Origin of the sequence: Janthinobacterium sp. Mn2066, assembly GCF_049319705.1 — a bacterium.
Lineage (GTDB): Bacteria > Pseudomonadota > Gammaproteobacteria > Burkholderiales > Burkholderiaceae_D > Janthinobacterium.
Genome location: NZ_JBMOUF010000001.1, coordinates 414,035 through 428,438, shown reverse-complemented (window position 1 = coordinate 428,438; position 14,404 = coordinate 414,035). Strand labels below are relative to the sequence as shown.

The following is a 14,404-nucleotide window of genomic DNA, read 5'->3' as shown; positions in this document are numbered from 1 at the left end:
TCCGGAAGAATTTGCAGGTAACCAGTATCGACTTAAGCACGTGGATTAACAATTGGCTTAAAATACAAAGGTTTATTGCGCTAGCGGCAAAGACGGAGGGACGCAAATGGAAATGCTCAATGAAATGGCAGTCTTCGCCCAGGTGGTCGACAGCGGCGGCTTTTCCGCGGCGGCGCGCCATCTGGGCGTGGCCACGTCCGCCGTCAGCCGCCACGTGACGCGCCTGGAAGCGCACCTGGGCGGACGGCTGCTGCAGCGGACCACGCGTTCGCTGTCGCTGACGGAACTGGGCGAGCAAGTGCATGCAGCGTGTGTGCGCATGCTCAGCACGGCGCGTGAAGTCCATGTGCTGGCCGGCAGCTACCGCGCCCGGCCCAATGGCGTGCTGCGGGTCAGCGCGCCGATCGTGTTTGGCCAGGTCTGGCTGGCGCCCCGGCTGCCCGGCTTTCTGGACCTGCATCCGGACGTCGATGTGCGTGTGACCTTGACCGACCGCACCATCGACCTGGTGGAAGACGGCATCGACCTGGCGATCCGCATCGCGCGCGAACTGGCGCCAGGGCTGGCCGCGCGGCCGCTGTGCCAGATGCAGTATGTGCTGGTGGCGTCCCCAGGCTACCTGGCGGTGCATGGCGCGCCGGAACAGCCGGAAGATTTGCTGCAGCACCGCTGCTGCTACCTCGGTTATGGCCCCTTCAATGGCCCCTGGCCCATGCGCAGTGCTGAACGCAGCGTCGATATCACCATCCCCACCCGCATCACCATCAACAACAGCGGCGCCATCATGGCGCTGGTGGAAGCCGATGGCGGCATCGGCATGGTGCCCGATTTTGCCGCCCACGCGGCACTGGCCGCCGGACGGGTGGTGCAGCTGCTGCCGGCATGGGCATTAGGCGCGCCGTACGCTGGCGCCGTGCACGCCGTCTATACGCCGGGCCGGCACCTGGCCCTGAAGGTGCGGGCCCTGATCGATTACCTCACGATGACTTAGGTCGTCACCGTCGGCGCAGCCAGGCCCGTGCGTTCGCGGATCTGCGCCACCTGCTCCGCCACCGCGATCAGGCCGGCCAGCGCCTCTTGCGTGGGGATGTCGTGCTGCGCGGGATCGGCTTCGTAGCGCTCCAGGTACAGCCGCAAGGTTGCGCCTTGCGTGCCCGTGCCGGACAGGCGCAGCACGATGCGCGCACCGTCCATCATGATGATGCGCACGCCCTGCCTGGTCGCCACCGAACCATCGACCGGGTCGGTGTAGCTGAAGTCGTCGGCCAGCGCCACCGTGTAGGCGCCCAGGGTCTGTCCTGGCAGCGCAGGCAACTGTCCCCGTAAAAACTCCATCAGCTGCGCGGCGACATTGCTGTCGATATCTTCGTAGTCGTGGCGCGAGTAGTAGTTGCGGCCAAAGCGGGCCCAGTGCGCGCGCACGATGGCTTCTACCGGCTTGCCCGTGGCCGCCAGCAGGTTGAGCCAGAACAGCACGGCCCATACGCCATCTTTTTCACGCACGTGATTGGAACCCGTGCCATAGCTTTCTTCTCCGCACAGGGTGGCCATGTCCGCGTCCAGCAGGTTGCCAAAGAATTTCCAGCCGGTCGGCGTCTCGAAGCAGGGAATGCCCAGCGCGGCGGCGACCCGGTCGGCCGCGCCCGAGGTGGGCATGGAGCGGGCGATCCCCTTCAAGCCTGCGCGGTAGCCGGGCGCCACATGGGCGTTGGCGGCCAAAATAGCCAGGCTGTCCGAAGGCGTGACATCGAAACGGCGGCCGACGATCATGTTGCGGTCGCCATCGCCATCGGAGGCGGCGCCGAAGTCGGGCGCATCGCTTGCCGCCATGCGCTTGATCAATTCATGCGCATTGACAGGGTTCGGATCGGGATGGCCGCCGCCAAAGTCTTCCAGCGGCAAGCCGTTGATGACGCTGCCCTTGGGCGCGCCCAGCAAGCCTTCCAGGATGCGCGTGGCATAGGGGCCGGACACCGCATGCATGCCGTCAAAGCAGATGCGCAGTCCGCCCGCGAACAGCTTGCGGATGGCGTCGAAGTCGAACAGGCGCTGCATCAGTTCCGCGTAATCGGCCACCGGGTCGATGACTTCGACGGCCATCTGTCCGATATGTACCGTGCCCAGGGTATCGAGGTCGATATCGGGCGTGTCGGCGATGCGGTACTCGCGCAGCTGCTGCGTGCGCGCATACACGGCTTCAGTGACTTTTTCAGGCGCCGGGCCGCCATTGGCGATGTTGTACTTGATGCCGAAATCGCCATCGGGGCCGCCGGGATTATGGCTGGCCGACAGGATGATGCCGCCGCTGGCGTCATGCTTGCGGATCACGCAGCTGACGGCTGGCGTCGACAAAATGCCGCCCTGCCCCAGCATCACCCGCGCATAGCCATGCGCGGCCGCCATGCGCAGCACCGTCTGGATCGCGCTGCGGTTGTAAAAGCGGCCGTCGCCGCCCAGCACCAGCGTTTTACCGGCGCAATCGCCCAAGCTATCGAACACGCTTTGCACGAAATTTTCCAGGTAGTGCGGTGCGCGGAAGACGCCGACCTTCTTGCGCAGCCCCGACGTGCCCGGCTGCTGGCCGGCGATGGGAACCGTCTGGATGAGTTGAATTGCCATGTTGCCTCCTTATTAACTCCATATGGTAGCGCATGGCAGGCGGCCCGCAAAGCGTTGTACGCGTGCCACGGTGCGCCAGGCCGCTTAGCCAGCGCACAAAAATCACCATCTATACCTTATAATGAGAATCATTCTCATATGTGGCACGTCAGGTTGCCTATACTCAACATCCGGACGCCGTGCTTGCCCACTATTACCAAGAACTGTTGAACTTCTGCTGGCGCAGCTTGCGCAACCGCGAAGCCGCCGCCGACCTGGTGCAGGAGAGCTATCTGCGCGTGCTGGGCGTGCAGGACAATTCAGAACTGGGCGAGCAAGCCGTGCGCGAGCCGCGCGCCCTGCTGTACCACACGGCGCGCAACCTGATGATCGACAAGCACCGCCGGGCCGCGCTGCGCCAGCACGATGCGCTCGACGCCTTGCCGGAGGCCGCGCATCCGGCCGCGCCACAACATCTGCAACCGGAACAGGTTTTGGAGGGCAGCCAGGACTGGCGTGCCTGCGTGGACGCCATCGACGCGCTGCCGCCGCGTTGCCGCGACGCCTTCGTGCTGCACATCTTCGAGGAATTGCCGCATGCACAGATCGCCGCGCGCATGGGCATTTCCGTGAGCATGGTGGAAAAACATATCGCGCGCGGCATGCTCAGTTGCCAGAAGCAATTGCAATCGCTGCGGGAGTCGGCATAATGCGGCCCATGCAGCAACCACCCTCACGTCACGATTTCGGCCCGTCCGCGCAGGACGAAGCGGACTTGCGCGCGCACGCCGAGGATGCCACGCAAGATCCGGTCGCGCTGGCGGCCGCCACCTGGTTCAGCCGCCGCCATCAGCTGGACGCCGGCCAGCAAGCCGCTTTTGAAACCTGGCTGGCGCAGGACGTAGCCCATGGCCGCGCCTACGCGGCCATGCAGGACACGCACCGGCAAGTACGCCAGATTCCGCCCGAGATCGCCGCCCGCTGGAAAGTGGCGCCCGCCGCGCCCACAACCCCGGCCGTGCAGCCGCGCCGCCACTGGCTGCGCGGCTGGCCGTACGCGGCGGCGGCCATGCTGGCCCTCAGCGTGGCCGCAGGCGGTTATGAATGGTCGCAGCAGCAAGCGACCTTTACCCAATCCTACGCCACGCAGCGGGGCCAGCGCCTGGCCGTCAACCTGCCCGACGGCAGCACCTTGACGCTCGATACGGCCACCCGCCTGAACGTCAGCCTGTATCCCCGCCGGCGCGAAGTGCAGTTGCTGCAGGGCGAAGCCATGTTCCAGGTGCAAGCAAAACAGGGACTGCCTTTCGACGTGCTCAGCGGCCCGCTGAACGTCACGGTGGTGGGCACGCAATTTTCCGTCCGCAATACCCTGCCCTACGATGGCAACCTGCGCGTGGCCGTGCAGCAAGGCCATGTGCGCGTGACGGCTAATGGCCAGAGCCAGGTCGACCTGCTGGCCGGCCAGGGCGTGCAAGCCGATGCGGCGGGACAGTTGTCCAGCATTTCGCACTTGCCGCCCGATAGCGTGGCGCCATGGCGCAACGGCCGCGTCATCGTCGACAACCTGCCGCTGGGCCAGGTGCTGGCCGAATTCGAGCGTTATGGCGACACGGGCCTGGTGGTGCGCGACCCGGCCGTGGCCCGCCTGCGCATCGGCGGCAGCTTCAGCCTCACGCAGCTGGACGGCTTTGCCGCCGCCCTGCCCCATCTGCTGCCCGTGCAGGTGGTGCGGAGCAATGGCCGCAGCGAAATCCGCCTGGCGCCCAGACTGCAGGACCAGCGCCCCTCGGCTCAGCTGCCGGCCCCCCTTGCTGCGCCACGATAAATTTTTTTTGCAAATAAATCTCATTCGCAGGTGAGGATGAGGCCGCCTTGTGCGTCTACCTGGTTAATCAAGACGTTTTAAAAATGAGCTAACCTGGAGAATGCATCATGTGGCAACCCCGTTTCAAACCTGCACCGATCGCCCTGGCCGCCATGCTGGCGCTGGGAACGATCAGCCTGGCGCAGGCGCAATCCCCCTCCTTCGCGGCAGTCAAATTGAGCATCGCCGCCCAGCCGCTGGGCCAGGCCTTGAATGAACTGGCGCGCCAGGCTGGCGTGCAACTGCTGTTTTCACCCGAACTGGTGGCCGGCAAAACCGCGCCGGCCGTCAATGGCAGCCTAAGCCTGCACGACGGCCTGGACCGCCTGCTGGCCGGCAGCGGCCTGCAAGCCGTGGTCGAAGGCGGCACCGTCACCATCAAGGCAGCGCCGAAAGTCTCGCATGAGACCGCCACCCTGTCGGAAATCACCGTCACCGCCAATGGCGAGCGCACGGCCACCAGCGATGGCACGGGCAATTACGCGACGCGCGCCGTGACCCTGGCAGGCGCCGAACGCTCGCTGCGCGAAACGCCGCAATCGGTGTCGGTCGTCACGCGCCAGCAAATGGATGACAAGAATTTGTTCACCCTGGACCAGGTGCTGGAACAAAGCACGGGCCTGACGCGCATGAACCGCAGCTTCGGCTCGCACGAATTCCTCTCGCGCGGCAATGCGCTGTCCTACCTGGTCGACGGCATGCCGGGCGTGGCCGACAACGCCACCGGCTGGCTGATCCCCGACATGGCCGTCTACGACCGCGTGGAGATCCTGCGCGGCTCGGCCGGCCTGATCGTCGGCGCCGGCACGCCGGGCGGCGTGGCCAACCTGGTGCGCAAGCGCCCGCGCGCCGAAGCCCATGCGGACGTCACCGTCACGGCCGGCAGCTGGAACCAGCGCCGCGTGGAAGTCGATGCAGGCACGCCCCTCAATGAGGCCGGCACGGTGCGCGGCCGCGCGCTGGTCGCCTATGAAGACCGCGGTTATTTTTATGACGCCGCCCACAGCCGCATGCCGCTGTTCTACGGCATTATCGAAGCGGACCTCGATGCATCGACCACCTTGCGCGCCGGCGCGCGCCACCAGCACACGGTGACCGACGGCTACTGGCTGTTCGGCCTGCCCCGCTACAGCGATGGCGGGACCTTGCCGATCCGCCGCTCGACTTCGCTGGCGCAGGACTGGAACCGCCATGATGCGACGATCGCCGAATTGTTCGCCGACCTGGAACACCGCTTTGCCGGCGACTGGAAAGCCAAGGTCGCCATCAACCGCACCCTGGGCGACTTCGACCAGCAGGCGGCCATCGTGCGCGGCAGCATCGACCCTGCCACGCAAGCAGGCGCCAGGCTGTACACGGTCAATTACCGCAACCAGGACATCGTCACCACCGGCCTGGACGCCAACGTGGGCGGCAGTTTCCAGGCCTGGGGCGGCAAGCATGAACTCCTGTTCGGCCTGAATGCCTCGCGCGCCCTCACCAACGACCACGCTGCCTCGACATCGCCCGGCCTGCCGTTTGACGTGTTTAACCCGAACAATGCGCTGATCCCGCAGCCTCCCCATCCAGCCTGGACCTCGCTGCCGCATATCAACGAACAGCATTACGGCGCCTACGCCAGCACCCGCTGGGAATTGAATCCGAACCTGCACCTGCTGCTGGGCGGGCGCCTGAGCTGGTTCGACAAGAACACCACCGGCAAGCTCGATACCGACCCGGTCAGCCGCTACAAGGAAAGCGCCGAGTTCACGCCGTATGCGGGCGCAGTCTATGACCTCGACCGGCGCTGGTCCGTGTACGGCAGCTATGCCAGCATCTTCCAGCCGCAAAGCCTGTACTTCACCATGGGCGGGCAAGCGCTGAAACCGGTGGTGGGCGACACCTATGAAGCGGGCGTCAAGGGCGAGCTGTATGACGGCCGCCTGAACGTGGCGCTGGCCGCCTTCCGCATCAACAAGCGCGACATGGCCGTGTACGACCAGGCATCCGATGACAGCTGCCTGAAGTGGGATATCTCGGGCAGCTGCTATGTAAATGGCCGTCCGATCCGCAGCACCGGCATCGATGCAGATGTCAGCGGCGAAATCCTGCCGGGCTGGCAGCTGTCGTCGGGCTACACCTATAACGTGACGCGCGCCGAAGGCGATGAAACGCCGCCGTCCGTCACGCCCAAGCACATGCTGCGCGTGTCGACCAGCTACCGCCTGCCCGGCGCCTGGAACCACTGGACCATCGGCGGCGGCGTCTCGGCGCAGACTGGCTACCTGTACCAGGCGGACGACAATCCCGACGTCGGCTTTCGCAATGGCGGACGCACCGTATGGGATGCGCGCGCCTCCTATGTGTTCAACAAGAACTGGACGGCGAACCTGAGCATCGCCAACCTGACCGATAAAACCTATTGGGCCGCTACCGGGGAACTGCGCCGTGGTAACTACTTCGGCGAACCGCGCAACATCATCCTCAGCCTGCGCTATACGCCCACCCTGGGCCACTAACAGCGCCTGACCAGCCCTCTGCCACCGTCCCTGCCCATGCCTGGGGACGGTGGCTTGCCTTCCTTCCTGTCCATCTCCGACGAATAGCCTGGTGCACCGGGAGCGGGCGGTGCTTGCCCTTTTCACATTGATAAAATATAATAAGAATCGTTCTCATTCGCAATGAATGCCTGACGAGCCTGCGCGCCACCTCCACGCCTGCAGGCATGACTGGTGCGCCAGCGCAGTGAAACACAGTGCGCCAGCCAGGCCTACGCGCCCAGCAAGCTTCCCACGCTACGCCGCAAGACGCCAGGCCGCCCGCCTCCGGGAGCGGCGGCCATTCTTTGATCATCATGACAAGACAGGACCTACCATGCAACTGACTTCCATCGCCCGCCTCGGCGCCCTCGCCACCGCCCTGCTGGCTGGCGCCATCGTTTCCGGCACGGCCAGCGCCCACCAGATCTGGCTGGAACAGCATGGCAAGGCCGCCAGCGTCTATTTCGGCGAATTCGGTGATAACCTGCGCGAAGCCTCGCCGGGTTTGCTCGACAAGTTCACGCTGCAAAGCGCCGCCCTGGTCACGGCGAAGGGCACGCAGCCCCTGCAATCGAACAAGCAGGCCAACGCCTTTGCCCTGAACGGCAAGGTGGCCGCCGGCGAGAGCATCATCGTCCAGGAAAACAGCTATCCATCGTGGGAAGAAAAAAAGGATGACAAGGTCACGCGCGCCATCTGGATCCCGGCTGCGCGCCTGGTGGCCGGCCATCAGGCGCAAACGGCGGCGCTGACCCTGGACCTGGTGCCGACCGGCAAACCCGGCCAGTTCCAGGTCAGCTATCAAGGCAAGCCGCTGCCCCAGGCCAAGGTCAACGCCGTGGTGCAATCGGGCTGGAGCAAGGAAGCGTACAGCGATGAACAGGGCCTAGTCAGCTTCCCGCTGCCATGGAAAGGCACGTATGTGCTGGAAGTGCATCACACGGACAACACTGCAGGCAAGCGCAACGGCGAGGACTATGCCAAGGCCATGTACGTCACCACCCTGAGCCTGGTGCAGCCGCAAGGCGTGGCACCGTTGCCCGCGCCGCCAGCGGCCGCCCCCAGCAAGGACCACGGCTGATCATGCAAGCGCCCGCCATCACTGAAAGAATGCCGCGCCTGCGGCTGTCCGCCGGGGCGCTGTACCGCCTCGGCGTGGCCTCGCGCAGCATCGCGGCCATCGCCGGCGGCTACGTGCTGGCGGCGCTGGTCACCATCCTGCTGTCGGTTTGCCTGCCCATGGCGCGCGCCGAAGCCGTCATGACGGCCACCCTGCTGTCGTTTGCCATCTACACCTGCGCCGTACTCTGGGTCTTCGCCACCGGCAGCGCCCTGCGTGCCTGGCTGGGCCTGCTGATACCGGGCGCCGTCATCGCCGTCATCCTGCAGTCGATGGGCGCGCTATCCTGGAGTCTCGCATGAAAGAAGGTTTCCGCCAGTCGATGGCATGGCTGCACACCTGGTCCGGCCTGCTAGTGTGCTGGATCCTGCTGCTGGTGTTTTGCGCGGGAACGGCCAGCTACTACCGCAATGAAGTCACCCTCTGGATGCAGCCCGAACTGCACGGTGCAGCCGCCAGCAAGGTCAGCACTGAAGCTGCGGCCACGGCGGCGCAACACGCCATGCAGGAGCGGGCGGACGGCGCGCCGCGCTGGTTCATCAGCCTGCCCGGCGAGCGCACGCCCGCCACGCAGCTGGGCTGGAGCAAGCCGTCGAAGCCCGGTGAAAAAAAGCGCGGACGGCGCGGCAACTTCCACACTGAAATGGCCGACCCGGCCACCGGCGAGGTCTTGTCCAAGCCGCGCGACACACGCGGCGGCGAATTCCTGTACCGCCTGCATTTCGACCTGCACTATATGCCGGCCATCTGGGCCCGCTGGATCGTCGGCTTTTGCGCCATGTTCATGCTGGTCTCCATCATCAGCGGCATCATCACGCACAAGCGCATCTTCAAGGACTTGTTTACCTTCCGGCCGAAAAAAGGCCAGCGCTCGTGGCTGGACGCGCACAATGTGACGGCCGTGCTGGCCCTGCCCTACCACCTGATGATCACCTACACGGGGCTGGTCACATTGATGTTCCTGTACATGCCGTCGGGCGCCACGGCCGCCTACAAGGGCGACCAGGATGCCTTCTTTACCGAAGCCTTCCCCGGCGGCGCCAATGACCGCAAGGTCGCCGGCGTGGCGGCGCCACTGACGCCGTTCGCGCCGCTGGTGCGCCAGGCCGAACAGCACTGGGGCGGCAAGGTCGAGCGCATCTCCGTCAATCATCCCGGTGACGCCAACGCCGTCATCACCTTGTCGCGCGCGGCCGGGCGCGACATGTCGTCCAAGCAGCCGTCGATGGACTTCGATGGCGTCAGCGGCAAGCTGCTGTCGACCAATGGCGACGCGCTGCCCGGCGCCTCGGCCACGCATGGCGTCATGTATGGCCTGCACATCGCCCACTTCGGCGGACCGCTGCTGCGCGCGCTGTTCTTTTTGTCCGGCCTGGCCGGCTGCGCCATGGTCGCCACCGGCGCCTTGCTGTGGGCCGTCAAGACGCGCCAGAAACAGGCCAAGGCGCTGGCCGCCGGCCAGCGCCCCAGCTTCGGACTGCGGCTGGTGGAAGCGCTCAATATCGGCGCCATCGCCGGCATTCCGATCGCGTTTGGCGCCTACTTCTGGGCCAACCGCTTGCTGACGGTGGGCATGGAAAACCGTCCTCAGGAGGAAATCGCCTGCTTCTTCGGCGCCTGGGCGCTGGCAGCCATCGTGGCCCAGCTGCGGCCATCGCGCACCATGTGGCGCATCCAGCTGGCGGCCGGTGCCTTCCTGTTCTGCGCCCTGCCCGTGCTGAACGTGTTGACCACCGAGTCGCACCTGGGCGTGAGCTTGTTCCTGGGCCGCGGCCCCGCCTCCGTGGCGGCGTTCGACCTGGTGGTGCTGGTGCTGGGCCTGGGCCTGGCCTATGCGGCCTGGAAACTGAAACCCTTGCCGGCCAAGGCTGGCAAGGCGGCGCCGGCCGCCAAGCCTGTCACACCAGCCATGGAGGCGGCATGATCACGTCCTTGCAAAACTTCCTGGTTTTTGCGCTGTGCTACGCGGGCCTGTCCTGCCTGTGCCTGGCGATGGACCGGCATTACGCCGACCTGCACGGACGCGGCGCCGAACCGCCGCCGCAGCTGCGCCGCCGCCTGCAGTGGGGCGGCTCGCTGGCCTTGATGATCGGCCTGGCCTGGGCCATGCACCTGGCCGGTTTCGGCTACGGCCTGGTGTCGTGGGTGGGCAGCCTGACCGGTTGCGGCTTGCTGCTGATCTGGCTGCTGCCCTATGCGCCGCAACAGGCGATGCGCCTGGCCCGTTTCATCGGCGGCGCGGCCGTACTGGCCGCCGTGCTGCTGGCCGTGTTGTAAGGATCCACCATGCCTGGCAGCCCGTTCGCGCTTCCCCCTTTGCCGCCGACGCAACTGGACAGCCTTTACAGCGCGCATCGCGGCTGGCTGGCCCACTGGCTGCAGCGGCGGCTGGGCAATGCCTCCGAGGCAGCCGACCTGGCGCAGGACACCTTTGCCCGCCTGCTGGCGGGAGGCTCAGCCCAACCGGCAACACCGGCCCTGCGCTCGCCCAAGGCTTACCTGGCCACCGTCGCCAAGCACTTGTTGATCAACCATTTGCGGCGCCACTCGCTGGAACAGGCCTGGCTGGCGACGCTGGCCGAGGTGCCCGAACAACACGCGCCATCGGCCGAGCAGCAAGTCGAAATCCTGCAGGCGCTGCAGGCGGTCGACGCCATGCTCGACGGCCTGAAACCCAAAGTGCGTGCCGTCTTCATCATGGCGCAGATCGAGGGGTATCCCTATGCAGAAATCGCCGCCCGGCTGGGCATCGGCGAACGCTCCGTCAAGCGCTACATGGCCGAGGCATTGACCGAATGCGTGCTGCTGGCATGAGTAGCGTCGCAGCCGCGCCCCTCTCGCGCAAGGTGGCGCGTGAAGCCGTCGAATGGTATTTGCTCGAGCAATCGGGCCAGGCCACGCCGGACGACCTGGCCGCATCGGCGCACTGGCGCACCCGCGATCCCGAACATGCACGCGCCTGGGCCAAGGTGCAGCAAGTGGGCAAAACCGCCTGCATGCTGCCACCGGAACTGGCGGCGCCAGTGCTGCGCCGTCCGCAACGGCGCGTAGCCATGCAAGCGCTGCTGGCCTTGATGCTGGCGCCCGGCGCCTGGATGCTGGTGCGCAGCGACCTGTTGACGAATACCTTGGCCGACTACCACAGCGGCGTCGGTGAACGGCGTACTATCCGCCTGCCCGATGGCGGCCGCCTGATGCTCAACACGGACAGCGCCGTTGACATCGCCTACACGCAACACGAAAGGCTGCTGACCTTGCGCCGCGGCGAATTGCTGATCGAGACGCAGGCCGACCGGCGTCCCTTCGTGGTCGCCACGCGCCATGGCCGCATTCGCGCACTGGGCACGCGCTTTATCGTGCGCCTCGATCATGAAGGCAGCCATGTGACGGTGCTGGAACACGCGGTGGAAATCACCCCGCGCGCGCCATCGGCCACCATCCGCCGGCTGCAGGCGGGCCAGCAAAGCTGTTTCAATGATGACCATGCCGACTTGCCCATGCCGGCGCCGCAGCAGGCAGACGCCTGGTCGCGCGGCATGCTGGCGGCGAACAATATGCGCCTGGACGACTTCGCGGCCGAACTGGCGCGCTACCGTCCTGGCCTGCTGCGGGTGGAGGTGCCGGCAGCCAGCCTGCGCCTGTCGGGCGCCTTCCAGCTCGACGACACCGACGCCGTGCTGGAAAACCTCACGCGCATCCTGCCCGTCGAGGTGCTGTACCGCACGCCGTACTGGGTCACTATCACTGCCTGCAAAAAATAAATTTAAAAAATTGGCCCTTTTTTCGATCACCGCCTGTCCTGTACATATCCGCAACGACATCGACTGGAAAGGCAAGACCATGCACCAATCCCAAGCTACCCTGACACCCCTCGCACGCGCCATCGGCAGCGCCTTCCTGCTCCTCTCGCTGGCGCATACTCCAGCGATGGCTGCCGAAACGGCCGCCACGCCAGCCACCGCGCAAGCGACTTACAAGGTGGCCGCCGGCGAGCTATCCACCGCCATCGCCAGCTTTGCCGTCGACGCCAGGGTCAGCGTGGGCGCCGCCGCCGAACTACTGCAAGGCTTGCGCACGCCGGGCTTGAACGGCAGCTACACGGTGCCGCAGGCGCTGGCCCAGCTGCTGGCCGGCACGGGACTGGAGGCCGTACCCAGCGGAGAACGCAGCTATGTGCTGCGCAAGACTGGCGCGTCATCCAGCGCTGCGCCGATCGCCGCCACCCTGGGCGAAGTGGCCGTCAGTTCCAGCGCCCTGCGCGACGGCACCACGGAAGGCAAGCGCAGCTACGCCGGCCTGACCAGCGCCACGCGCCTGAACCTGTCGCTGCGCGAAACGCCGCAGGCGGTCAGCATCATCACGCGCCAGCAAATCGAAGACCAGGGTTTGAGCACCCTGCAAGACGTGCTGGTGCAGGCGCCTGGCGTGACGGTCGACCATTCATCGAGCACGCGCGAATACGACCAGGTGTTTTCGCGCGGCTTCGAGGTAAGCTCGTATATGTTCGATGGCATCCCGACCAGCAAGAATCTGGAAGCGCGCACCTATGACATGGCGATTTACGACCGGGTCGAGATCATCCGCGGCGCCACGGGCCTGATCAGCGGCACGGGCAGCCCGTCGGCCGCCATCAACCTGGTGCGCAAGCGCCCCGGCCGCACCTTCGCCGCCACGGCCGGGGCGCAGCTAGGATCCTGGGACCGCTACCGCATCGATGGCGACCTCTCGACGCCGCTCAATGCCGATGCTTCGGTACGCGCGCGCATCGTCGCCGCGCACGAAGACCAGCGCTCCTTCGTCGACCGCTACCAGCAAAAGAAGGATGTGCTGTACGCCATCGTCGAAGCGGACCTGACGCCGTCCACCGTGGTCAGCGCCGGCATCCACTACCAGAAGGAAAAGCTGAAAGGCGCGGGCCGCGAATTCCCCGTTTTCTACAGCGACGGCTCGCAAACGCACTTCCCGCGCTCGATGAACGGCACGGCCGCGTGGAGCTACTATGACCGCGAACAAAGCCTGCTGTTCGCCACGCTCGACCATTATTTCGACAATGACTGGATCGCCAAGCTGGCGCTCAGCCGCAGCGCCAACCAGTACGATGCCTTGCAGGGTTTTGCAGGCAACGGCTATGCGGACCGGATCACCGGCGGCGGCTTGAAACTGTGGCTGGCCAACTGGCACAGCAAGCCGCAACAGACTTCACTGGACGCCTACGTGAGCGGCCCGTTCGAAGCGTTCGGCCGCAAGCATGAACTGGTGTTTGGCCTGAGTAGCTCAGAGCTCAGGACGGATGGCCCGATCTATCCCAGTTGGCGCCTGGACGGCTACGACTACACGATACCGGATGTGAATCACTGGAATGGCGGCATGCCGGTGCCCGACTACAGCGGCACGCGCCTGGGCACGTCCTACGACAAGGAACGGGAAAGCGGCCTGTATTCCACCCTGCGCCTGCGCCCGACTGACGCGCTGTCGGTGATCCTGGGGGCGCGCCTGTCGTACTGGAAGCGCGATATCCGCAGCGATTACTACAATGACGTGCCGCTGTACGACGCCATGCGCGAAAACGGCAAGATCACGCCGTATGCGGGCATCGTGTATGACCTCGACAAACACTGGTCGGCCTACGCCAGCTACACCAGCATCTTCACGCCGCAAAGCCAGCGCGACGTCAACAGCCGCTTCCTGCCGCCGCTGGAAGGCAAGAATTACGAGGTGGGCGCCAAGGGTGAATTCTTCGGCGGAAAACTCAATACCAGCGCCGCCATCTTCCAGCTGCAGCAGGACAACCTGGCCGAACCCGATCCGGGCAATATCTGGATCATCGGCACGGGTGGCGGCTCCTACGCCTACCACACGGTGAAGGGCGCCACCACGCGCGGCTTCGAGGCGGAAGTGTCGGGCCAGCTGCGCCCCGACTGGCAGCTGACGGCCAGCTATGCGTATAGCCGCATCCGCAACGCGGAAGGCCAGCGCATCCAGACCAGCCAGCCGCAAAACATGGCCAAGCTGTGGAGCACCTGGCGCCTGTCGCAAGGCGTACCGGGACTGACCCTGGGCGGCGGCGTGAACTGGCAGACCAATATCTACATGGATGAGCGGGGACCGAACGGCGAGCGCTTCACGCAACAGGCTTACGCGGTGGCGGGCTTGATGGCGCAATACCAGCTCAGCCCGCAACTGGTGGCTACCCTGAACCTCAACAACGTCTTCGACAAGCGCTACTACTCGACCGGCATGGGCGGCTATTATGGCGACCCGCGCAACGCCATGCTGACACTGCGCTACAAGTTTTAAGCA

Annotated in this window: 12 protein-coding genes; 11 read left to right on the top strand and 1 reads right to left on the bottom strand. The window is 65.5% G+C overall.

Features of this window, described 5'->3' with window-relative positions; genetic code table 11:
* Positions 1–106 precede the first annotated feature (106 nt).
* Positions 107–991, top strand: coding sequence for a LysR family transcriptional regulator (locus tag ACL9RI_RS01795; RefSeq protein WP_422724888.1), 885 nt, complete (start codon positions 107–109; stop codon positions 989–991).
* Here ACL9RI_RS01795 and ACL9RI_RS01790 read toward each other — a convergent pair.
* Entirely contained in the window at positions 988–2,619 is a 1,632-nt protein-coding gene (locus ACL9RI_RS01790; protein WP_422724887.1) for an alpha-D-glucose phosphate-specific phosphoglucomutase, read from the bottom strand. The genes ACL9RI_RS01795 and ACL9RI_RS01790 overlap by 4 nt on opposite strands.
* A gap of 140 nt (positions 2,620–2,759) precedes the next feature.
* On the opposite strand from ACL9RI_RS01790, the gene ACL9RI_RS01785 reads away from it, so the two are divergent.
* The 10 genes from ACL9RI_RS01785 to ACL9RI_RS01740 all read left to right on the top strand — a co-directional run bounded on the left by ACL9RI_RS01785 (position 2,760) and on the right by ACL9RI_RS01740 (position 14,401).
* Entirely contained in the window at positions 2,760–3,308 is a 549-nt protein-coding gene (locus ACL9RI_RS01785; RefSeq protein ID WP_422724886.1) for a sigma-70 family RNA polymerase sigma factor, read from the top strand.
* Positions 3,309–3,316: 8 nt separating this feature from the next.
* The gene (locus ACL9RI_RS01780; RefSeq protein ID WP_422724885.1) at positions 3,317–4,426 is read left to right on the top strand and encodes a FecR family protein; all 1,110 of its coding nucleotides are present in this window, start codon (positions 3,317–3,319) and stop codon (positions 4,424–4,426) included.
* 107 nt (positions 4,427–4,533) lie between these two features.
* A complete protein-coding gene (locus ACL9RI_RS01775) occupies positions 4,534–6,963 on the top strand; it encodes a TonB-dependent siderophore receptor (protein ID WP_422724884.1) in 2,430 nt (809 codons plus the stop codon).
* Positions 6,964–7,318: 355 nt separating this feature from the next.
* The gene (locus ACL9RI_RS01770; protein ID WP_422724883.1) at positions 7,319–8,065 is read left to right on the top strand and encodes a DUF4198 domain-containing protein; all 747 of its coding nucleotides are present in this window, start codon (positions 7,319–7,321) and stop codon (positions 8,063–8,065) included.
* A 2-nt stretch (positions 8,066–8,067) separates the two neighbouring features.
* A complete protein-coding gene (locus tag ACL9RI_RS01765) occupies positions 8,068–8,406 on the top strand; it encodes a DUF3649 domain-containing protein (RefSeq protein WP_422724882.1) in 339 nt (112 codons plus the stop codon).
* A complete protein-coding gene (locus ACL9RI_RS01760) occupies positions 8,403–10,028 on the top strand; it encodes a PepSY-associated TM helix domain-containing protein (RefSeq protein WP_422724881.1) in 1,626 nt (541 codons plus the stop codon). Before ACL9RI_RS01765 ends, ACL9RI_RS01760 begins: the two co-directional genes overlap by 4 nt.
* Entirely contained in the window at positions 10,025–10,381 is a 357-nt protein-coding gene (locus ACL9RI_RS01755; protein ID WP_422724880.1) for a DUF3325 domain-containing protein, read from the top strand. Before ACL9RI_RS01760 ends, ACL9RI_RS01755 begins: the two co-directional genes overlap by 4 nt.
* Before the next feature lie 9 nt (positions 10,382–10,390).
* On the top strand, positions 10,391–10,918 hold the full coding sequence (locus ACL9RI_RS01750; protein ID WP_422724879.1) for a sigma-70 family RNA polymerase sigma factor: 528 nt from the start codon (positions 10,391–10,393) through the stop codon (positions 10,916–10,918).
* A complete protein-coding gene (locus tag ACL9RI_RS01745) occupies positions 10,915–11,865 on the top strand; it encodes a FecR domain-containing protein (RefSeq protein ID WP_422724878.1) in 951 nt (316 codons plus the stop codon). Before ACL9RI_RS01750 ends, ACL9RI_RS01745 begins: the two co-directional genes overlap by 4 nt.
* Positions 11,866–11,944: 79 nt before the next feature.
* Positions 11,945–14,401 carry a TonB-dependent siderophore receptor gene (locus ACL9RI_RS01740; protein ID WP_422724877.1) on the top strand — a complete coding sequence of 819 codons (2,457 nt, stop codon included), beginning with the start codon at positions 11,945–11,947 and terminating at the stop codon, positions 14,399–14,401.
* Positions 14,402–14,404: the final 3 nt, after the last annotated feature.